We start from the raw sequence: 21,689 nt of genomic DNA on the forward strand, positions 1-21,689 counted from the left end.
GGCGACAAAGTAACTGCACAAACTATACAGAAATACATCCAATATCAAAGAGCAGAAGAAGACAGACGCCAGTTAAAACTTGACTTTTAAGATACCCCGCAGCTTGCTGCGGGGAGTATGTCATTTGAAAACTCCCATCGTCATAAGCCGTTCTAATACCCCAAGCCTTATTACTATTGCCATTTTCAAGAGTAATGTCTGTATGATTTGTGCCAGAATTGTATAGATGTAATTTGCTCGTTGGACTCGTCGTCCCGATGCCGACATTGCCAGTGTTATAGTAGATGTTACTTCCTGAAGTTGTCCATTGGCTTGAGCCACCTGTAGCATTTATTGTAACATCACCGACTCCGGAAGTTGGGTCAATACTTACATTTGTTCCTGCAATAATTTTCGTAACCAAATCTGACGAGTGTTTGCCGTCCAACATATCCGCATTTATTGCATAGCCGGAAGCCGCGAGTCGCTGACGGGGCGTCATTTCCGCATCACTGCCTACCTTCACACCAAGCCAGTAACTTTTATCAAATGGTATATTCAGCGCTGAAAAACTGCCGATTGTAACATCAAACAAGCCATTCGCAACTGAAACCGAAGTATGCGTTTCAGGACCCCAGATTGTGTTACCAGCAGTGGGAGTGTCATAAATTGTGAACTGGATAGTGTAACTACCGCTTAATGGATTACCCTGCGTATCTGTCAGTCGGCCTTGATAGTTCAGCACTTTCGGTATTTCGGCGAAACACAGATTACACAGATGAAAAACACAGATGAACACAGATAAAAAGTTACGCATAAAAAACCTCCTGTAAGTGCGACCTTCCACTGATTTTGCAGAGGTCAGGTTTAAGGTCGCTATTATTTTTAGGGACGGTTCCTAATAGTCAGTATCTTTTGCTCCCGAACCTCCAGTATTTTTTGCCACTGAATTTCACAGAAACTCATAAAACCGCACTACCTGTAGTAGCGAGGTTTCCTCGCTATTAGGCAGGGAAACCCTTAGTGTCCGTTAAATTTCATTTACCGACGATATTTACCACATTAGAAGCAGCCCTGAATTAAATTCAGGGTTGTCGCTTCTAACGGGATGGATAGCCGAACCTTCGGTTATGTAGTAGCCGATGCTTCAGTCTCCGCCGACACTGAAGCCCGAGATAAACTCGGGCTGAAGTGTCGGCTACAAGGAGACTTCAGCATCGGCTACTTGAAGGGTTGGCTACATAGCGTTGACGAAAAATTTCAACGGACACTACAGGCGCCATGCCTGAGGTCATGCCTGTCGCCATAGGCGACCTGCCCCCCGGGCATGGAGGCATCCGCCGTGGCGGAGCCGTGGCGAACAGGTCCGCCTCTGGCGGAAATCCGCTTTAGCGGAAGTTTCGGTCAGAACCGCCACTGAAATGGCGTAGAAAGCATTGTTTTACTATTATTCTACAAGGAATATTATTACTGTGAACTGGTTTTGCCTCTCAGCGCTTCTTTTGATATTTCATCCCGCAGGTTTTTAAGCCGCTTAGATAACGCATCCTCTTTACCTAATGCACCAACAATTAACTCAATTACATCAGATGCTTTCTTATAGCAGGAGGTGGTTGCCTTCTGCGAGGCTGATGTCGCCTTCTTTGCTTCCGTCTGTGCTTTCAGTTGTTTCTCTTCAGCCGAGAATGCTTCATCAACCAGTTTCTTCAGTTCATCTGATTTGGGTTTGATATCCAGTTCCGTCTTCTTAAGCACATCAGAATACGAGTTCAGGATATCAAGTGTCCGTTTTGCAAACTCACGCTTCGTTGTTTCTGTTAATGCCATATTTTAACGCTTAGGAAAGTATAAAATTAACCACGAATAGACACGAATTTACACGAAAAGTTTTTAACAAAAAATTTAAATTAGTGTTTATTCGTGTTAATTCGTGGTTACGCAGTTTTCTTGTCACCTCCCTTAAGACAGAGAATTGAGAATTAAGAATTGAGAATTAAGAGATTAAGTAAAAAACGATCCTGAATTAAAACTTTTCAGGACAGGTTTAGTACATTTGTACTAATTGAAAAACCAAAATTTACCGACGAGCAATTTTTCAATTAGTCCAATTGGACTAATTGGAATTTTCAAATGAAAAAGCACGCCAAGAGCGTGCTACTACAAAAAATTTTTTATTTTTATTGGTTGAGATTGCTGCACCCTGATTGCCATCAGGGTTCGCAATGACACCTGATTTCTTATTTCTTAATACTGGTTTATTAAGGCAGAGTTTTTGAGAGAGAGAGAGAGAGAGAGAGAGAGTTCAGGTTGGAGCATTAGTATATGTTCTCCTTAAAAGTTAGAGCTTTTAGTCGTGCATTGAAAATTCACGGCTACAAGTTTACAACTACAAGTATTATAACAAAAGACTGGCATTCTGTCAAGTACTTTTTTTTGTATCGCAGATTACCGCAGATGTAAACGCAGATGACCACAGATAGCCCGACCAAGTTCGGAACTCCAGTAACTCCGACTTGTCGGAGCAATTGCAATTGTCAGACAGCCGCTTCGGGCGACTAAAGTCGCCCCTACGAAGCATTTTATCGTAGGAACCAAATTTTGGCCTCGTTCCCGATATTCATCGGGATAAACTCTGCCATTTTTGGAATTTAACAAAGTTCTGGTTTACTATCTAATCTTGTATGATGAATTCAATGCCTAGCCTGAGGGAATATGGTTGCCGAGAAAGGCGAGCCGACTTTACTAACCGATTTTGCCTGACATCTGGAACAAAGGCATAAACAAAGATAATGCAATGAAGCCGACTATCAATCCAATCCCAACAAGTATTACAGGTTCCACCATAGATATCAGGTCTTTTATTGCGATATCCACCTGCTGCTGATAATAAACCGCTACCTTGCTTAGCATCTGGTCAACCGTTCCTGTTTCTTCACCTAACGAAATCATATTGATAACTAGCGGTGTGAACTCGTTACTTGCTTCAAGTGGTGCTGCAATCGTACCGCCATCTCTTACATTGGTATAGACATTAGAGATTACACCTGCGAGTACTTTATTAGCGATACTCGTTTTAACAATTTCTAACGACTGCAGGATTGGTAACCCACTCCTTAAAAGAAGTGATAGTGTCTGACTGAATCGTGATAGTATAATTTTTCGGACTAAAATACCAATCACAGGTATGTTCAATTTGAATTTATCGTATAAGTATCTACCTGTTTTTGTTCTTGTATAAATAAAAAAAACTACAGCAAGGAACACAATACCAACAGCTAAATACAGGGAATTGGCTTTCATGAAACTACTCAAGCCGAGTGTAATCTTTGTAGGTAGTGGTAGTTCTATCCCGAGTCCTAAGAATGTATCCACAAATTTAGGAATAATAAATGTTAGCAGAAATATTACAACTGATATCGCTACAACTACAAGTATAACAGGGTATATCAATGCAGACCTTAATTTACTTTTTATCTCTTGCTCGTATTCCATATATTCTACCAATCTTCTTAATGTTTCATCAAGCGCACCGGAGGCTTCACCTGCACGAACCAAACTTACAAAAAAAGCCGGGAAAACTGCAGAATGTTTCTTCAAGCAATCAGAGAGTGAGATACCGCTTTCTATATTTTTCTGGATATCAGCGATTACTTTCTTAAACGCTTGTTTTCTTGTTTCTTTAACAAGGATATTAAAAGACCGCAACATTGGCAGTCCTGCGTTTATCATTGTTGCAAGTTGCTGTGCAAAAAACATTATATCAGTTTTATTGACTTTTTTACTAAGGGATGGTATCGTAGGGAAACCTGCTTTCTTTTTTTCTGTTTGTTCTCTAATCTCGCCAACATAATAACCCATCTCTTTAAGTTGTAAAGATAATGCAGCAGGGTTTTCAGCAGCCATTACACCGGAGACTGTTTTACCGTATTTATCGCGTGCTTTATAGAGATAGTCAGGCATATTAAAATTCATCTACAACTTCAACTTTAGTTACAATGTTGTAGTTAACAAAGATACGTTTATCTTCACCCCAAACAGTCATATTAAAACCGGTTTCGCCAGGATGCAATGCTGAAGTTGTGCCTTTAATAATACTACCATCAGGATAGTAGACAACAACTTTTTTTTCAACAGATGGTTTTATTGACAGTATCTGTAATTTAGTTTTTGTAGGTACTTGTTTTGTTTTTATATCTTTCAATAATTTATCGCAATACTTTACCATCTCTTCTGGCTTGAATGGTTTAATAATGAAATCATCTGCACCTGTTTTTTTTACATCAAACCTGAACTCAAGTTTATCATAAGTACCGGACATCATAATAATCGGCACATATTTAGTTAGTCCTTTTAGTTCGCGTATTGTTTTACAGACACCAAAACCATCTACTTTTGGCATTGAGATATCAGTTAAAACGATATCAGGCTGTTCCTGTTTGAATTTTTCTATTGCTTCCTCACCATCTGATGCGGTTATTACAGTATATCCATTTTCTGCAAAGATTACGCTCAGTGAGCCTAACAGGTTCTCATCATCTTCAGCAATCAATATCTTTTTCATTATACTTCTCGGGTGACTGCCAGTACTTCATCTATAGTGGTTATACCATTAGATACTTTTTCTAACCCATCCTGATAGAGTGTTTTCATACCGGCTTGTTGTGCTTTTTTTTGTAGTTCAAATCCGCTTGCTCGTTTCATCACCATATCTTTGATTTCATCATTTGGTATTAAAAGTTCGTGAATACCGCTTCTGCCTTTGTAGCCGCGATTATTACAATTCCTGCAGCCGTTACCGATAAAAAACTGGTTTGGTACATCGTTGAGTTCACAACTTAGTTGTTTTAATAATCCTTCAGATGGTGTATATGGCTGTTTACAGGAAGGGCAGATTCTTCTGACGAGCCGCTGTGCTAGTATACCAATCACCGCAGACGAAATTAGAAACGGCTCAACACCCATATCAACCAATCGGATGATTGATTCCGGTGCACTGTTTGTATGTAATGTAGAAAACACGAGATGACCTGTGAGTGCAGCTTGAATAGCAATCTCTGCAGTTTCTAAATCCCTGATTTCACCGACGAGTATCACATCTGGATCCTGTCTTAAAAACGCTCTTAATGCACGTGCGAATGTCATTCCAGTTTTAGGATTTACCTGTACCTGGTTTATAATTTCAAACTCGTATTCTACAGGGTCTTCAACAGTCATTATATTTTTATCTAAAGTATTTATGATATTGAGTGCAGAATAGAGCGTTGTTGTTTTTCCACTGCCTGTAGGACCTGTGACAAGAATGATACCGTGTGGTCTTTGAATCAGTTCTTCCATATTAGCTTTGTTTTCTTTTGAGAAGCCGAGCTGGTCAAGTCGGAAAAGCGCAGTTGATTTATCTAAAAGCCGCATAACAACTTTTTCACCTGAAATAAGCGGCAGAATAGAAACACGGAAATCAACCTGTTTGCTTTCTAATTCAATTGTGAACCTACCATCCTGTGGTACACGCCGTTCTGCGATATCTAAATTTGACATAATTTTTATTCGGGAGACAACCGCAGGTTGCAGTTTCGCAGGTGTTGTCATAACCTCGTACATCTCACCATCAACACGGTAACGAACACGCATATAACCCTTCTCAGGTTCTATATGGATATCAGTTGCGCGTTCTTTGATTGCCTGTAAAATAATCATATTCACTAATTTCACAATAGGTGCTTCTTCAGCCATTTTTATGGATTCATCTTTTTCTTCTGTTTGGGTTTCTACAATTTTTAAATCTTCTGTGACAATTTTTTCGCTTAATTGTTTCATCTCACTGGGAACACCGCTGTAGTATTTATCTATCATTTTGAGCAGCCCGTCTTCTAAACATACAATCGGTTCTATCTCACAGCCAGTATCTTTTTGTAGTTTATCAATTACAGCGATATCTAACGGGTCAACCATAGCAACTGTAAGCCGGTTTTCTATTTTGAAAATAGGTAATGCTTTTAATTCTCGTGCTAATTTTTCAGGTAGTTCAGTAACAACATGCGGGTCTATCAAGTAACTATCAAGTTGAGCATATGGTACATTCATCTGCTCACTTAATGCCTTTAACAGGTCATCTTCTTTAATATAGCCGAGCTGTAACAAAGTTTCACCGAACTGCTTTCCTGTTTTTTTCTGATAAGTTAATGCTTCGGTTAATTCATCTTGTGATATAAGCCCTTTTTCTAATAGAAGGTCACCAATTTTTTTATGTTCTGTTTGCATATCAAAAAAATTTTACCTCGTTATTTCAATTTTTCTAATGCTTGTGTATCAGTTTCATAGATACTGAAGAAATTACTCATTCTGGTAATTTCAAATATTTTTTTTAAGTTAGAACTTAATCCTGCGAGTACTATTTTCCCATTTACAGCATTGAACATTTTCAAAGCACCGATAAATGTACCAAGCCCTGATGAATCAATATAATTAACCTGTGAGAGATTAACAACGACTTTTGTTATATTATTATCTTTGAGTGATTGGAACTCTTCCTGTAGTTGCGGTGCGGTATTGAGTTCAATATCGCCTTTTACAGCCAGTATCATAATACCATCTTTAATTTGGTTTCCTATTTCCATATTTCAGTATTCTATTTTTTCACCTATTTTTACTGGAAAAACCCAGCCTAATTTTGGATTTTTTATTACATTTTTTTGCATCAATTCTCTAAAAAGTTCATCTCTTTTTTTTGCTAAATAATTCTTTGGGTCATATACAAAAATTCCTTCATCAAATGCATCTAAAACAAATCCGGTTTTTGCTCCGAAATATTGGTCCAATTCCCATTTTGTTACCCATTCTGAAGTTACACTATATACGCTTTTAACTTTTAATTCTGTATTCATCCTTTTAAGCGAGAATCTTTTTGGCAGATTTTCAATCACTGCTAATACATCAACATCACTTTCGTATTTTTCTGTAATTTTTTGCTCAGCTCGTGCTACACTACCATACACAATTAAACCAATAAAATCATCTCCAAAATAATTATACAAAGTTTCAGTGTATTCTTTGACTCTATCTCTATAAGGTTGTGCAATCTTATTTAGATTTTTTAATTTTAGCATCTATATCCGCTAATACCTTTTTTAATTCTTTGATATTAAATTTTTTGAAGAATTCTAAGATTATATTCCAGAACTTAAACCCATATTCAAAAAGCCTTGCTGATTTTTCTGCTGTATAAATTTCTGTAGGTAGCACAATTCTATTTTTAAGCTCCTTACCGTAACGAGGTTTTGTTTTCTCGGTTTCAAACGATTTCGCATAATTTACAATTTCTCGTAATAACGACAAATCATTTTCTTTCAGGTTTAATCTTTTTATTTCATCACTATTCTCAATGATACCTTGTTCAATTATTTCTTCTGCTGGGAAATGTGTGTGTTTTACTTCAATACCAAGAAATGAAATAATTGCTTTACAACTTTTTTCTACACTCTGTTGTAAATAGTAAACCGCATGAGCCCAATCGTTGTTATCTCTTGCATTAATAAAACCGTCTATCTCCCATAATGCTTCCTGTAACCAGCCTTTTGTTTTTATATAATTATTCATTTTTTTATTGTGTATTTTACTAATTTCAATTCGTTAAAATCGGGATTAGCGAAATTGTATTCCACTTTATCCATCAACCGATGAATCAGTAAGACACCTAACCCGTGTGGCTTTAAGTCATCAAGGTCACGTGGTTTAATAGTCTCCGGGTCAATCTTCTTGCCAAAATCACGGATTATAATTTCTATTCTATCGTCGGGCACTGTGATTAAAAAATAGATTTTGCCATCCTGCTTGTCTTGATATGCATGTTTTATTATGTTCGCGAATGCTTCATCAATACAGAGTTTAATATCTAACATAGTTTCTACAGGACAGTTTATTTCCTTACCAAATTGTGTAAGATACTCAAATACTGTATAAAGTTCTTTTGGCTGACTCAATACTGTGAATTCAATTTGTTTCATTTGTGTATAGTATCAGTTTTATCTTTATAGTATTTTTCTATTTTTTCAACATCAAGGATATACGGTGTAACAAAAATAAGCAAGTTGGTTTTTACTTTCTGGTCTACTTGCTTTGAGAATAGATACTTTAATACAGGTATATCTTTTAATAGAGGCACCCCAGCGATTGTTTTAAGGAATTGTTCTGTGATTAGCCCACCGATAACAATTGTCTGACCTTCTTTTACTGTTACTTTTGTGGTTGCTTCTTTTGTGCCGATTAATGGCTGATTATCCGGTGTGTAACCGGTTAAATCGCTTACTTCTGGATGCAATTCAAGTGAGAGCATATCTGTACCGTGGATATGTGGTGTTACATTTAGCATTGTGCCAACATCAATAAATTTTGTTTCATATACAGTCCCTGCGGATGTTTGTGTGATTTCACGATATGCGATTTTTCTACCTACATTTATTGTTGCAGATTGATTATCAAGTGTAACAATTTCAGGTGAAGATAAAAGGTTACCTTTTATTTTTGTAGATAGTAATGACAGAACTGCTGAGAATTGTGTTTCATCAAGTGTTGATATATTGAGGTTACCAACATCAACACCGACGGTGGCTTTACCTGATGAAACATTCTTGATACTTGTTTTTACAGTTACATCCCATTGTATACCGAGATTATCTGATTCATCTAAAGTTACTTCAACAATTTTTGCTTTGATTAGCACCTGTGGTATTTGTTTATCCAGTTGTTGAATAAGTTTTTCGCAGATACAGAAATCTTCAAATTCGGTTGTAGATAGAATCATCGTATTAGTTCTATCATCTGTTTGGAGTTTTGCAGTTGAAGAGAGGTTAGGCTGAATTTTTGACATAATATCTTTTGCCTGGACATATTTGAGTTGAAAAATTTGTGTTTCCGGTTTTTTTTCTGCTTTAGGTACTATCCGGATAATGTTATCCGTTTCAATATACGCAAACTCGTGAATCGCAAGAATTGTATCTAATGCGGTTTTAAGTTTGACATTATCAAGCGAGATTGTGACCAGTCCTTTAACTTCATCACCGATAACAAAATTGAGATTATTCTGTTTTGCAATCAATTTCAAAATATCTACTAATTCTATATCTTTAAAATTTAGCGAAACGATTCTTTCCTGCCAGTTCTTTATTGGTTTTGGGTGCACAGGTTTGGCTGGCGCTTTAGTTGAGTAATTATTATCAATACTGATTTTTAATTTTTTATTTTCTTGTACTATTTTGTAATTCGGTTTTTCAGTTAGATACACAACTACTCTTGCAATCTGCGGGTCTGTCTTATACTGACCAGCCCATACACTTTCTACGATACCTCTATTTACTGTGATAGTTCGGTAGGGCTTGTAATGTATCGCATCCTGGATATTTACAGCGATAACATACTTATTCTGAGCAGCAAAATCTTCTGCGTTGTAATTAAACTCATGGCTGACTTTAAGTATTACCTGTGTAGTCATAGCGGTATGTTCTATACTGACATCGTCCACCTGAACAGGCAGTTTTTCAGCAAAGCAGAAACTGACGATGACTGGTAACAACAGATAAGTAACAAGCGGTACGCAACAACCAATTTTTTTCATTTCTATTTCAATGTTAGAACTAAAACTTTGCCATCTTTATCAAGCACAACATTAGTTTTAGTTATCTTTTTTACATGGTAATTATCAAACAATTTTTCGCCACAACTTATACTGATACCGTTAATAATAGCAACTGGTTTATTTTTATTCCAGATGATGCCTGTAAGATTAAGTCCGACTGTATCTTCAGTTTCTGTTGATATTTGTTCAGGTATTGTTTTTGGTTCTTTAACTGCTGAAATCCCATCATTTATTCCATAAATAGTAGCAGTAAAATCAACAGTATACCCACTCTGCACAGCAGCTGCTTTTGTTTCTGACTGTTTTAGCTCAATTTTAGCCAGTGTTATAATACGGTCTGTATTCTCCAGTTCTTTTAATAACCGCGTGATTGAACTTAACTCACCGGAAGCGGTTATCTGATAAGAAGATTCAACATAGTTAACTTGTTTTTTTAACTCTGCTGGTTTGATTGCTTCTATTTCTATTTTACATTTTTTTGCGAACAAATCAAGTGTATCAAGAAACCTGGATGCATCAAGATACTGTGGGATTTGTTTAGTAATATGTTTTGGTTCAGGTTTTATTTCCTGCTGTTGTTTTTGTAGTTCTAAAATTTCGGTTGTATACGAGTTCAGGTTTAATTCAATTTTTTTGTATTGCTCAATAATTTTTGTTTTCTTATTATACACAGTTAAATAAACATATTTTATCAACACTAAAACTAATACTGTAAATCCAACTATTATTTGGATTAACTGTCGTTTGGTTAAGTTTTTAATATCCATATTATTTATGTAGATTACAACCTATTTCAAAATCAAACCCGGTATCTTTTTTTTGTATGTGTTTTAATTCAACCGATTTTAATACCTGTGAACGTTCCAATTTTGAGATATAAGTTATAATTAACTCGTTACTTGAACTGCTACCACAAAGATTGATTTTTTCGTTAGATAGTGTTAATTTTTCAAGTATTATTCCTTGCGCTGTTTTCTGTATCAGTTCATAGATTACCGGATAAAATACAGGGTTAGTATTTATTAGTTTTTCAGCCAGTTCTAATTGTTGTTGTTGCTGTTTTGCAGTTTGAATTTCAGCTTTCAAATCTGCTACTGTTTGTTCTTTTTGCTTGATGAGTATCTGGGTTGCGGCTATTTTTGTTTTGTATTTTTTTATTATTATGTATGGCAGGAGATAGATAATGAATGCAATAATTAGCAAAATCGCACTACTTGCAGCATAAACAAAATTTTGGTTGATTACTATTTTTTTAGGTTTTAATTTTTCAGGTAAAAGGTTTATATCAATTTCTTTTGACAAACCTAAAAGCCCGCTTAACATCAGCGGCTGGGTAGACTGTTGCGGTTGAGTAAATTGTAGTATTGAGCTAAAATCGGGATACTTCACTTCTACAGCAAGATTATCTGCAAGATAAGAATCCAGTTGCTTAAGTTTAGACGCACCGCCCGTTAGTATCACAGTAGATATTATTTTATTCGGGAATAATTTGTGGTAATAATCAAACGATCTTTTTATTTCGCTTATGAACCTGCGTATTAGTGGTTTCACAAACGGTATTTCAAAATCAATACCATCAGTTATCTTTTTAGTTTCTGCATCCTGGTAACTAACCGCTGTAGATTGACTGAGTGCTTCTGTGAAGTTGTTACCACCGATAAGTATACTTCTTACTAATTTAAGGACTCTATTTTCACAGATAAGTATATCAGTTGTTTTGCGGTTGATATTAACTAAAGCAGCAATTTTATCAGCAGGTAGAAGATTCAGCAAGCAAATTACTTCCGGAACAATTTTTGTTACTGATAGCCCCGATTGGTTAAATATAGCAAGTTGTTTTTCTATAACTGTTTTATCTAAAATATAAACTGCAAGTTCAACTTTTTTTATTCCGTCATCTATAATTTCACCAAAAGATAGATAATCAATAGCGCAACCGCTTGGTTCTGAGATATCAAAATTAACTTTGGAACTCAACTCCCAGCGGATAGTTTTTAGGAGTTCTTTATGTGACATAACTGGTAGTTTCATCAGGTAAACACCAGCCTTTTCATTTGAACTTGAAATAACAGAGACCACTTTTTTTGTAGTAACAATATGGTCTGCCAGTAACTTCTTGATTGCATCAACATATATTGTATCCGATAACTGAGCGGTAGAAAGTTGTTCAATACCACCGGCAACCAATGCAGGTTTTGTAGTGTCTATCAAAACCAGCTTGACTGAATTGGTTCCTAACTCAAATCCGAGTATTAGTTCTTGTTTTGGCATTTCATTACAAGAAAACTTCGTAACCACAAGATTTCACAGATTATCAGTGCTTTGTTAATTTTTAGGCTTTTTTGAGGTACTTTACCGTCTCAAAAAAGCATACTCAAAAAAAATCTAGATTTTTTATGTAAAATTTTGTACAATTTACCATGGTCTTACGACCACACAATGGTCTTACGACCACACAATCTTTTCCAGGAGGTAAAACCATGGTAAATTTCGTTTCAACTCCACCAAAAATTTTAACAAACTTCCTCAACAAGTTTCAACCACTTTTTTCTAAACCCACTTTTCTAAGTTTTTCCATCTATGTATCTGGTCTGTTTTTAGAACTCAAAAGAACAAATATCCAAACTATTGCTAAACGAACAGTCGCATCAGAATATGAGAGCTTACAGTACTTCATCTCTGAAGCAAAATGGGATGAAGAAAAATTTAATACCCGCCGTGTCAAAATTCTTGAATCCAACCGCACCACTAAAACATGTAAGAAAGGTGTAGTTATTATTGACGACACTGGCTGCAAAAAATGGGGCTTCAAAACAGAAGGCGCGCAAGTTCAGCACTACGGCACAGAAGATATTACCACAAATTGTAATATCGTTGTCGCCTCAGCATACTGTGACAATAAAAAGTGTTTCCCCATAAACCTCAAGCCATACATCCCAGAAAATGATTCTTTCTTTGAAAGAAATTTCCAGGATTTTAAATCAAAACACGAACTCGCTGAGGAACTTGTTGAAGATGCTATTGAGAAAGAACTTAACTTCTCTGATGTAATTGTTGATGCCTGGTATTTCTCAAATGACTTTGTTGAATTTATTCAACAGAAAGGTTGAACTTTTATCTCTGAAGCAGATGTAAACAGACTCATCTCTTACCGTGGAAAATGGATACACGCAGGTGAGCTAGTTAAACTCATCCCCAGCGATAAACTTCACTGGGTAACGGTATCCACCCCACACGGTAAAAAGAATGGTTTCTACACCTATTCCTTTAAATCAAAACTAAATGGGCTTAAAGGAAAATTTCTTGTCATACTTGCCATCGGTGAATGGGATAAAGATGATCCAAAAAATGTCCATATCTATATCACAAATCATCTCTCCTATTCCGCTGAAGATGTCCTGAAAAAATATGCTCTCCGATGGGATATTGAATGCATATTCAGAGACCTCAAAGAAAATGTTGCATTTGACCATTATCAAGTAAGGTCAATTAAAGCAATTACAAGACACTGGCATCTAGCATCTCTGGCTTACACCTTTCTTTTGGTCTCTAAACTCAATGGCACTTTTTCAAAGATCTTTCGTCTGCCTGACGGCAAGGCAGGTCAGAAACCTGAAACAGTCGGCAAACAACTTGAAATGTTCCGTAAACTCAATTCCTTAACTGCAACACACTGGATTATGCAAAATTACAAACTTTACAACCAAACTTATCTCGGAACAAATAATACGCTCCCTCGAACTGCTTAACAAAATTTAACAAAGTACTAACACCTTTTGGCTACCCACTATTTTATAGTAAGGTTATTCTGAACGCAGTGAAGAATTTCGTTTTTTCTGGCTTTTGTTTCAGATTCTTCGTCGGTTTGCTCCTCAGAATGACATTACGATACAACCTCTTTAGTAGGGGGTGCGGGGTTTACTTACCAGCCGAAATTTAGAATAGCCATATAGCGTAATAACTGTGGGTTTTCTGAAACGATATTTACCGCACCAATTTGAACACCTTTTAATGTCCAGCAAGAATTTATAAACCCAACCTGCATACCTTTTAAATCTTTTGCTTTATTCAATAAGCCAGCAATCTGCAGACCTTTTAAATCTGTTGCTTTGTTAAACAAACCAGCAATCTGTATACCGGAAAAATCATCTACTGTATTGACTAATCCACCGATTTGAATACCACGAAAATAATGGTTCCAATTCAATATACTTCCAATTTGTACACCAGAAAAACTACTTGTAACATTTATTCCACCAATTTGTATACCTCGAGTAGCACTATATTCCGTTATATCTAACGTTATATTTAATAAGCCACCAAGTTGAGCACCACAAAATTTATGACTTCCATTAAAAACACCAACTCTTACTCCATAAAATTCATCTGTTATATTTATGGAGCCAATTTGGAAACCACAAAATTTTGAAGTTCTATTCCACAAAGTACCAAATTGAATACCGTCAAAATCACCTGCTTTATTTACTAATCCACTTACTTGAAGATAGCGAAATCTCGCTGCTTTGTTCCATAATCCACTTACTTGCAGCCCATCAAAATTTTGTGTTTTGTTGCATATACCAGCTAACTGAATACCAAGGAATTTATCTGCAACATTCCAGCTACCCAATTGTATGCCTTTGAAATTTCCAGTTTTGTTCATTAAACCAATTCCCTGAAGTCCGAGAAAATTTTTCGTAGTATTCCAGCCCCCAACCTGTATACCACTGAAACTTTCGCAGGTATTCCAACCAACGAATTGTATCCCTACAAAATCTTTTACTTTATTGATTAAACCACTTTGCAGACCGTAGAAATTCTTTGTTTCGTTTGATAACCCGCACTCTATTCCATAAATATCTCCTGCTTTATTTCCTAAAATACTGATTTGTGCACCATATAAATACTCTTCAACAATGTTAAACATTGGAGAGCATTGAATCCCATAAGTTCTGTTGGACTTCGTTCCAATCAGCCCTATATCCAGTCCGACCACATTCGGGTTCTTAAACAAGCTAACTGTAGGAATTAAAGAAATCTGTAGCGGTGTCCATACTGCTTTCTGCGATTTATCATATGTAGTAGCGATTGTATCTTTTTTATCTTTACTTTCTTTTACTACTGGCTGTTCAGTCGTTACTGGTCTTATTTCATCTGTAATAAATAAATTATCAAAATAAGATTCATAATCCCATCCAGAACCAAAAATTGCAATCTGTATTATTTTTTGAGCATCTGGAACATACTCTCTAATTCTAAATGACTCGTTTAACTGCCAGACATTCTGTGGAACATTCTGAAATATGCGGATCTCTTTACTATCACTTCTACCACCTCTGTAATTATAGGCAAAATTAAGGTATTTGGGTGTGCTCTTGCCGACATTTAAAACCACACAGACATTTGCAGGATACTCACCAAAAGTATATCCTGCACCGCCTGCCACATTTGAATAAACTGCTTTTACATCAAATTGAACTTTTGTTCGGTTGGTAACTGGTATATCTACATTTATACGACACCCAACCGCGCCTCCATTTCCGCCGGCACCGTAGCGAGAGATTTTTAATTTGCCTTGTAGAATAGTAATTGTCCCTGGATAAGGATAGTCATCGTCATCATTAAATACAGTCCAGGAAGGATTTTGTGAAATATCACCATCATCAAAATTTTCTGAAAACACAGCGGTAGAACTTAACTTAGAAATAGTAGATGACCCTTCTCCTTTGCTCCACAAGCCAACACATCCAACACTAACTGAAACAATTATTATTACAATTATTTTTTTCATCGCTTTCCTGAGGACAAACTCGATAAAATATTATTAACAAGTTCGTCACAAGCCTTTTCAGTTGCTTCACCTAAAAGAGTTTCACCGAAGTTTTCTTCACTTATTATGGTGATGTCTAAAATCTCCAAACTGCTAGATGTGTTTTCTCCGTAGCCTTCACCTGCACAGACAATCTCACCTGTATTCACATCAACAAGTCGTCCTTCCAACCTTACCTTACCAATTCTTTCCTGCATCTCCATAACAAAACCTGTTTCTTTATATCCAACCTCAAACTCAATGACTTTTCCTATCAGTAATAATTCAACATCTAAAATCTTTCCTAATTCTAATCTGCTTTCTTGATCAATTACACCACTAAGTTTTAGTTTATGTTCCTGAAGAATCTTATCTAACTGCTCACGTTCTATTACTTTAAACTTCTTTGTATTGACCAGTTTTCTAATCAAAATATTTGATACAACTTTGCCAATATTTTTCTCTCTATAACTTTTTATATCCGCATCAGAGAAAAGTAACACAGCGATTCTTAATTTTTGTTTCATTTCTTGTTCTTTTATTACTATTTGTTTCTTACTACACGAAGAAGCAATCAATACAAAAAATCCTAACCAAACTAAGAATTTCTTAACCAAGTTCATTAATATCATCTCATTCACCCGCCATATCAAAAAATTCTCGCACCTTAGGATACTTTTTTTCAAGCTCCTCTCTTTTTTTATCAAACTTTTTCTTTCCAACAATGTCAGGATTTTCTAAAAATGTCTCTATTTTTGATTCTGGTATATCCAAACTTCTAATCTGCTCTTTAATCTCTTCTAATTCTATGGTCATTTTTTTCATATCGTGTGGATCATGTTCTATACTAAAATCAACGTGTAGTTCGTCCCATCCTATTCTCCCTTGACCATATAATTCTAACAATGTTAAGAATTTTTCTTGAAAGATATTCCACTTTTTAATATATTCTATTTTCAACTGTTTAAAAATTTCTCTGGGGCTCTTTCCAGGATATATTTCTTCTACCTTTCTTGGTTCTCCTAATTGTTCAAGAAATTTTTTCATCTCAACCGATGAACTTTCTTCTTTTTTGCGCACACCTAGTTGGCGTATTTTGTAATAAAGTTTTTGCCCATCTGGAGACCATTCTGGTGAATAAGCGTTCATCTCAGTTGGTGAATGGTTGGCTACAATCACTGATTTTTTAGGAGCAGTAACATTTACTACATTAATAATTGAAACCGGAACAGGCCATTCTACCTCACCAGTATCATCAACAGGAACAGGAATTTCAACACAAGCATTAACAGCGATATATTTATTATTTGGTGACCAAGCGAACATATAGCCATCAAACATAATACTACGACTCAGGTACTCTGGAGAACTTCTTTGCAAGTCGTATAAATATATATCATAAAAATTTGGCTCATCATAAAAGAAAATCCAGCATATTACATATTTTTTGTCAGGAGACATTGAACAGCCAGAAAACTCTAAATCTTCTTCTATCTCTCGAAATGCTTCAATTGAAAATTGTTTCACTAGTTTCACTAAAAGTTCTTCAATTGAAAATAGTTTCAGTTTACAATTATCGCATGTAATACCGATAAGGTTTTTTTTATCTTTACTAATGTCTACACTGCATAATTGTGCTGTGGTATCTTTGTATAAAGATTCGTATTCCTTTATTTCTTCAGACGTCAGCAATGTTATTTTACCACCTATACCGCAGCTAATAGCAACCCAAACAATTATTATTACAGTTTTTTTATTCACGATATTTTTCTCTCACAAAAACTTTTTTTTCGGCTTAGAACACTGCAGTAGTTCTTTTGTTCATAGGTATTTGTATTTGGGGTCAAATCTTGACATTTGACAAAATTCTACAAAAATGACACAGAATGTCAAATGTCAAGACACAATCCCCTGCACGTTTACGTTCTAAATCAGGAATTTTTTAATTTAATCAACTTGAATAGAGTCTAAAACTGCATCAAAATTGGTTGACATATTTCAAAAGCCGTCTTATCAGCAGTAAAAAAACAAGATTATTTTCTTAACCATTTTTGCTCTAAATTAGCAAGAATACTAAATTAGCAAGAATACAAGAATACAAGATAAACACAGATGTCTTATCTGTGCTAATCATCTTTTTTATCTGTGTTCATCTGTGGTTAATTCTTGTTTTGGCATTTCATTACAAGCAAGGTTATATCGTCACTTTGCGGTCCCTGTTTTAATGTATCAGCAATAATTATATCAATAATCTGTTGTGTATCAAATGATTGGTTGCTCACAAGTAGTGTTTTTAAGCGTTCTATATCAGCGGTGCTTCTATTAATTTCACTGACACCATCCGTATAAAGACAGAGTAAATCATTCTGTTCTAATTTTATTACTTTTTCAGTGTAGATTTGAGGCAGGATACCAATCGCTGGTTCTGTTGCTTCTAGTAGTGATACATCCTGCTGATGTCCTACAAGTATTGCTGGTGTATGACCCGCATTAACATATTTCAGTAGCTGATTTTTTGTATCTAAGAGAGCATAAAATAATGTTATAAACATAAACGGGTCTAAATCCTGTAAAATGAGTTCATTTATTCTACTTACCGTCGCGGATACATCAGAACTGTTTTTCAAATTGCTTCTTACTAAAGTTCGTAAAACTGCCATAACAAGTGCTGCAGAGATACCTTTACCGGATACATCTGCAATAACTGTAAGCAGATGGTCTTCATCTATTTTGACAATGTCGTAATAATCGCCACCAACATTTATCGCAGGGATTGTTTTCGCAGCAAATTGGAAGCCTTCAATTTTTGGTAACTTTTTAGGTAACAAATCCTTCTGTATTTTTGCAGCTAATTTCATCTGCTGCTCGAGTTTCTGTTTCAGTAAGAACTCACCATAAAGCCGAACATTTTCTAATGCAACACCCACAGAACCGCCTATTGCAGATAATAACTCCAAATCTTCTTCTGTGAAACTACCACGCGTGCCTTTTGTATCTACATTGATTACCCCGATAATTCTATCCTGACATCTTAAAGGTACACACATCGCAGACGAAATACCGAAACTGATTATAGATTGTTGTGACATAAATCGTTCGTCAGTTGCAGCATCCGAAGTAAGTATTGACTCTCCATTTTCTATAACTCGGTTGACTATACTTTTAGAGATAGTAGGTGTATCTGGTTTACCATCAGCAATCCGTTTTTTATATACTGGCACTATCCATTCACCTGTGGTTTTATCAATAAGTATCACATATCCGCGGTCTGCGTTTATTACAGAAAATATCTCAGCCATTATTTTATTTGAAAGTTCGGTTATATCAAATATAGAACTGATTGCATTGTTTATCTTGTAAAGCGTCTGTAAGTTCTGAACTGTTTTCTGTAATGTATTTGTATCCTGTGTTTTTAGTGGACTTGTTGGCTGTGAAAACCGGATAATCGTTACATTCGGAGAAAGTAATTGTTCAGGTTCGGCTTTATAACAATATGGTGATTTTGGAATATCAGCACGCTGATTCACACGGAATAGAGCATCACCTATTGTTATAGAATCACCCGGCTGTAATTGGTGTTCTGTGATTTTGGTATTATTCACATATGTACCGTTTGTGGAACCCAAATCTTTAATAAAAAAACCGCCATCCTGCTCGGTAATTACAGCATGATACCTTGAAACCTTGTTATCATTGAGAACAATCATATTGGTTTCTGCTCTACCAATTGTCATTTGTTTCTCAGTTATTTTGTAACTGTGCTGTTTTGTCTGTCCTTGCTCAACGAGTAGTTCCATAGTTACAATTGTTTTACCCCGCTCTTTCTTAAATGCCGTTAGAAAGGGCGGGGTTTACCCACCGAACCAGGTATTAGCAATCGGTGAAACATTACTGATTATTTGTTTCTGTATCCCTGTAGGTGTATCACTTGCGTATGTAACATTATATGTTATTTTCCCGCCAGTATTATATAAGTATGCGCTCTGTACAACCACACTACCGTTGATGCTTGTAGCGTTATATGTATAAATATAGTACGATGAGTAGACAATACCGTTTACGAGACTCCTATTCCGGAAATAGATATTATTTTGTGCAACGATACTTGCAGTAACATTAGCATTATTATAGAGATATATCCTGTATTTGCTGAATACTGTTTTCCCGTTTATTATCCGGGCATTATTCCGGATAGTAATACTTCCATTTGCAATCAGTTCAACATTGTTTTCTACACGGCTATTTTGCTGAACTGTGATTGTACCGGTTGCTACAATCCTGCCCGGACCGATAATTCTTGCAGAACCGGTTATCGTTACATTACCTCTAACCAGTATAGTTGAACTGGCTAAATTAACAGTTGAACTATAGGTTTTGTTTCCTGGTGGCTGTCCTTGCGCAGATGATATCAGTGTATCGTAATAAGTTGTAGTCAGTGTAGGCATCGTCGGAACTGGCGAAGGTAATGTGCCTTTAGTATATTTACCAGGTCCGTAGACTTTACCTGTAGCAGCTGCGGTACCATCAGTAATTTTAGCGTTAGTTGCAACATATACATTACCGCGTGCTAATACATTACCAGAAACCCAGGCTGAGTTATACAGCATAGCGTTACCATTACCTGTAAAAACCGCATACGAAAATGCAGGATGCAACGCTTCACTTGTAGAAACATTAACAGTAAGATATGATGTTTTATTAGAAAGTGTTGTTCTACCAGTTGAAGTGATATTAACCACACCTGTTGCAGAACCATCAACTACACTGAATATATATCTATCTTCTTTAAGGTATTCTGTTCTGTCTACTACTCTGTAAGTAGATGCCTGAACTAAATAGTATATACCTTTTTCAATACCTGCTTCTGCCAATGAAAACGCTTTTTGTGCATGCGACACCTCAACAGCTGTTTTACTTTCGTAACTCAGCATAGATACAAGCGTTATACCAAACGCACTAAGCGTTACTAAACCAATAACCGCAACTAATAATACAGCACCTTTTTTATCCAAGGTAAAAACCTTTCACCACAAAGAGCACAGAGAAAAACCAAATTAGGAATTAAAAACTCTGTGTGTTTTGTGGTCTCTGCGGTAAACATTGGAATTCCGATACAGCAAAATATCTGTTTTTTGCTAATTGCGACACAGCATCTAAACTGTTACAACTAAAGTTTCGCAGGAATCTGTGATAGATATGCTTCTATAAATAGGTCAATATCGCCGTCTATAACTTTTTGGACATTGCCGGTTTCAAAACCAGTTCTATGGTCTTTTACTAACTGGTATGGCATAAAAACATAACTTCTTATCTGGTTACCCCAGGCAATTGTGCCTTTCTCATCGTAATGTTTTTCTATCTGTGCCCGTTTTTTTTCTTGTTCTAATTCATAAAGTTTCGCTTTTAACAGTTTCATCGCGGTTGCTTTGTTCTTGTATTGAGAGCGTTCGTTTTGTGATTGCACCACTATTCCTGTTGGCAGATGTGTAATCCGCACTGCGGAATCCGTTTTTTGTAGATACTGACCACCATGGCCACTTGCCCGATATGTATCAATACGCAAATCTGTTTCATCAATTTTTATTTTGATATCGTCTTCAATTTCAGGAATCACATCAACGGATGCGAACGAAGTATGTCTTCTTTTATTAGCATCAAACGGCGAGATTCTGACAAGTCGGTGAACACCGATTTCTGATTTCAGGTAGCCATATACATATTCGCCTTTAACAATAAAGGTTACCGATTTTATTCCCGCTTCTTCGCCAGCAAGCGAGTCCACAACTTCGTAACTGAATTTTTTGCTCTCAGCCCATCTGAGATACATTCTCAAAAGCATCTCTGCCCAGTCACACGCTTCGGTTCCACCTGCACCGGAATGGATTGAGACAATCGCAGAATTTCTGTCAAACTCACCTGACAGTTTTATCTGTATATCCATTTCTGCGATTTCAGATTCTATTTTTTTCAATGTTTTAGAAATATCTTTTTCTACCGCTGTATCATTTTCTGAAACTGCGATTGCGATAAGTTCGTCTGTATCAGTAAGTTCCTGTTTAATTTTTTTGAATTTTTCCAGTTGCGATTTCAGGTTGGTCAGTGTTTGCATTATTTTTTGTGCGGTGGCGGGATTATTCCAGAAATCTGGCTGGCTGGCTTTTTTTTCTAACTCGGTAATCTCGGTTGTTTTATTTTCAATATCAAAGATACCTCCCGAGTTCGTCAGTTTTAGAAAGCAATTTTTCGGTTAGGTCTTTTAGTTCAGCCAACATT

General features: G+C 36.1%; 20 protein-coding genes. 2 read left to right on the plus strand and 18 right to left on the minus strand.

What is annotated here, in order from left to right:
* Positions 1-22: 22 nt before the first annotated feature.
* The 12 genes from AB1349_05725 to pilM form a co-directional block, all read right to left on the minus strand.
* A complete protein-coding gene (locus AB1349_05725) occupies positions 23-796 on the minus strand; it encodes a hypothetical protein (GenBank protein MEW6556839.1) in 774 nt (257 codons plus the stop codon).
* 650 nt (positions 797-1,446) lie between these two features.
* Complete coding sequence (locus tag AB1349_05730) at positions 1,447-1,806, minus strand: hypothetical protein (protein ID MEW6556840.1); 360 nt, start codon at positions 1,804-1,806, stop codon at positions 1,447-1,449.
* Positions 1,807-2,721: 915 nt separating this feature from the next.
* Positions 2,722-3,951 (minus strand): type II secretion system F family protein, encoded by a 1,230-nt coding sequence (locus tag AB1349_05735; GenBank protein MEW6556841.1) that lies wholly within the window; start codon positions 3,949-3,951, stop codon positions 2,722-2,724.
* Complete coding sequence (locus AB1349_05740; GenBank protein ID MEW6556842.1) at positions 3,941-4,540, minus strand: response regulator; 600 nt, start codon at positions 4,538-4,540, stop codon at positions 3,941-3,943. Before AB1349_05740 ends, AB1349_05735 begins: the two co-directional genes overlap by 11 nt.
* Entirely contained in the window at positions 4,540-6,237 is a 1,698-nt protein-coding gene (pilB, locus tag AB1349_05745) for a type IV-A pilus assembly ATPase PilB (GenBank protein MEW6556843.1), read from the minus strand. The genes AB1349_05740 and pilB overlap by 1 nt, the downstream gene beginning before the upstream one ends.
* Before the next feature lie 20 nt (positions 6,238-6,257).
* A complete protein-coding gene (locus tag AB1349_05750; protein MEW6556844.1) occupies positions 6,258-6,593 on the minus strand; it encodes an STAS domain-containing protein in 336 nt (111 codons plus the stop codon).
* A gap of 3 nt (positions 6,594-6,596) precedes the next feature.
* Entirely contained in the window at positions 6,597-7,082 is a 486-nt protein-coding gene (locus AB1349_05755; GenBank protein ID MEW6556845.1) for a hypothetical protein, read from the minus strand.
* The gene (locus AB1349_05760; protein MEW6556846.1) at positions 7,057-7,572 is read right to left on the minus strand and encodes a HEPN domain-containing protein; all 516 of its coding nucleotides are present in this window, start codon (positions 7,570-7,572) and stop codon (positions 7,057-7,059) included. The genes AB1349_05755 and AB1349_05760 overlap by 26 nt, the downstream gene beginning before the upstream one ends.
* Positions 7,569-7,979 carry an ATP-binding protein gene (locus AB1349_05765; GenBank protein MEW6556847.1) on the minus strand — a complete coding sequence of 137 codons (411 nt, stop codon included), beginning with the start codon at positions 7,977-7,979 and terminating at the stop codon, positions 7,569-7,571. The genes AB1349_05760 and AB1349_05765 overlap by 4 nt, the downstream gene beginning before the upstream one ends.
* Positions 7,976-9,586 (minus strand): hypothetical protein, encoded by a 1,611-nt coding sequence (locus tag AB1349_05770; GenBank protein MEW6556848.1) that lies wholly within the window; start codon positions 9,584-9,586, stop codon positions 7,976-7,978. The genes AB1349_05765 and AB1349_05770 overlap by 4 nt, the downstream gene beginning before the upstream one ends.
* A gap of 2 nt (positions 9,587-9,588) precedes the next feature.
* Positions 9,589-10,374: a type 4a pilus biogenesis protein PilO gene (gene pilO / locus AB1349_05775; protein ID MEW6556849.1), complete on the minus strand. Its 786-nt coding sequence runs from the start codon at positions 10,372-10,374 to the stop codon at positions 9,589-9,591.
* 1 nt (position 10,375) lies between these two features.
* Entirely contained in the window at positions 10,376-11,878 is a 1,503-nt protein-coding gene (pilM, locus tag AB1349_05780) for a pilus assembly protein PilM (GenBank protein MEW6556850.1), read from the minus strand.
* Between the two features lie 209 nt (positions 11,879-12,087).
* On the opposite strand from pilM, the gene AB1349_05785 reads away from it, so the two are divergent.
* Positions 12,088-12,717, plus strand: coding sequence for a transposase (locus AB1349_05785; protein ID MEW6556851.1), 630 nt, complete (start codon positions 12,088-12,090; stop codon positions 12,715-12,717).
* 81 nt (positions 12,718-12,798) lie between these two features.
* On the plus strand, positions 12,799-13,356 hold the full coding sequence (locus AB1349_05790) for a transposase (protein ID MEW6556852.1): 558 nt from the start codon (positions 12,799-12,801) through the stop codon (positions 13,354-13,356).
* A 173-nt stretch (positions 13,357-13,529) separates the two neighbouring features.
* On the opposite strand, the gene AB1349_05795 is transcribed toward AB1349_05790, so the two are convergent.
* From AB1349_05795 to prfB, 6 genes are all read right to left on the minus strand, one after another.
* Positions 13,530-15,398 (minus strand): hypothetical protein, encoded by a 1,869-nt coding sequence (locus AB1349_05795; GenBank protein ID MEW6556853.1) that lies wholly within the window; start codon positions 15,396-15,398, stop codon positions 13,530-13,532.
* Positions 15,395-16,039: a CsgG/HfaB family protein gene (locus AB1349_05800; GenBank protein ID MEW6556854.1), complete on the minus strand. Its 645-nt coding sequence runs from the start codon at positions 16,037-16,039 to the stop codon at positions 15,395-15,397. Before AB1349_05800 ends, AB1349_05795 begins: the two co-directional genes overlap by 4 nt.
* Before the next feature lie 10 nt (positions 16,040-16,049).
* Entirely contained in the window at positions 16,050-17,177 is a 1,128-nt protein-coding gene (locus AB1349_05805; GenBank protein ID MEW6556855.1) for a hypothetical protein, read from the minus strand.
* Between the two features lie 398 nt (positions 17,178-17,575).
* Positions 17,576-19,213, minus strand: coding sequence for a SpoIIE family protein phosphatase (locus AB1349_05810; protein MEW6556856.1), 1,638 nt, complete (start codon positions 19,211-19,213; stop codon positions 17,576-17,578).
* Positions 19,214-19,267: 54 nt separating this feature from the next.
* Positions 19,268-20,428, minus strand: coding sequence for a hypothetical protein (locus AB1349_05815; GenBank protein ID MEW6556857.1), 1,161 nt, complete (start codon positions 20,426-20,428; stop codon positions 19,268-19,270).
* A gap of 155 nt (positions 20,429-20,583) precedes the next feature.
* Positions 20,584-21,688, minus strand: a protein-coding gene (gene prfB / locus AB1349_05820) for a peptide chain release factor 2 (protein ID MEW6556858.1) whose coding sequence is annotated in 2 segments (ribosomal slippage) — positions 20,584-21,630 and positions 21,632-21,688 — 1,104 coding nt in all. Because the reading frame shifts where the segments join, the coding sequence is not laid out codon by codon here.
* Position 21,689 lies beyond the last annotated feature (1 nt).

The sequence above is a fragment of the Elusimicrobiota bacterium genome (assembly GCA_040757695.1).
Lineage (GTDB): Bacteria > Elusimicrobiota > UBA8919 > UBA8919 > UBA8919 > JBFLWK01.

Bases quoted from the DNA above. Each gene is read 5' to 3' on its own strand.
- AB1349_05725 (MEW6556839.1), bottom strand. From the start codon at position 796: ATGCGTAACTTTTTATCTGTGTTCATCTGTGTTTTTCATCTGTGTAAT.
- AB1349_05730 (MEW6556840.1), bottom strand. From the start codon at position 1,806: ATGGCATTAACAGAAACAACGAAGCGTGAGTTTGCAAAACGGACACTT.
- AB1349_05735 (MEW6556841.1), bottom strand. From the start codon at position 3,951: ATGAATTTTAATATGCCTGACTATCTCTATAAAGCACGCGATAAATAC.
- AB1349_05740 (MEW6556842.1), bottom strand. From the start codon at position 4,540: ATGAAAAAGATATTGATTGCTGAAGATGATGAGAACCTGTTAGGCTCA.
- pilB (MEW6556843.1), bottom strand. From the start codon at position 6,237: ATGCAAACAGAACATAAAAAAATTGGTGACCTTCTATTAGAAAAAGGG.
- AB1349_05750 (MEW6556844.1), bottom strand. From the start codon at position 6,593: ATGGAAATAGGAAACCAAATTAAAGATGGTATTATGATACTGGCTGTA.
- AB1349_05755 (MEW6556845.1), bottom strand. From the start codon at position 7,082: ATGCTAAAATTAAAAAATCTAAATAAGATTGCACAACCTTATAGAGAT.
- AB1349_05760 (MEW6556846.1), bottom strand. From the start codon at position 7,572: ATGAATAATTATATAAAAACAAAAGGCTGGTTACAGGAAGCATTATGG.
- AB1349_05765 (MEW6556847.1), bottom strand. From the start codon at position 7,979: ATGAAACAAATTGAATTCACAGTATTGAGTCAGCCAAAAGAACTTTAT.
- AB1349_05770 (MEW6556848.1), bottom strand. From the start codon at position 9,586: ATGAAAAAAATTGGTTGTTGCGTACCGCTTGTTACTTATCTGTTGTTA.
- pilO (MEW6556849.1), bottom strand. From the start codon at position 10,374: ATGGATATTAAAAACTTAACCAAACGACAGTTAATCCAAATAATAGTT.
- pilM (MEW6556850.1), bottom strand. From the start codon at position 11,878: ATGCCAAAACAAGAACTAATACTCGGATTTGAGTTAGGAACCAATTCA.
- AB1349_05785 (MEW6556851.1), top strand. From the start codon at position 12,088: ATGGTAAATTTCGTTTCAACTCCACCAAAAATTTTAACAAACTTCCTC.
- AB1349_05795 (MEW6556853.1), bottom strand. From the start codon at position 15,398: ATGAAAAAAATAATTGTAATAATAATTGTTTCAGTTAGTGTTGGATGT.
- AB1349_05800 (MEW6556854.1), bottom strand. From the start codon at position 16,039: ATGAACTTGGTTAAGAAATTCTTAGTTTGGTTAGGATTTTTTGTATTG.
- AB1349_05810 (MEW6556856.1), bottom strand. From the start codon at position 19,213: ATGGAACTACTCGTTGAGCAAGGACAGACAAAACAGCACAGTTACAAA.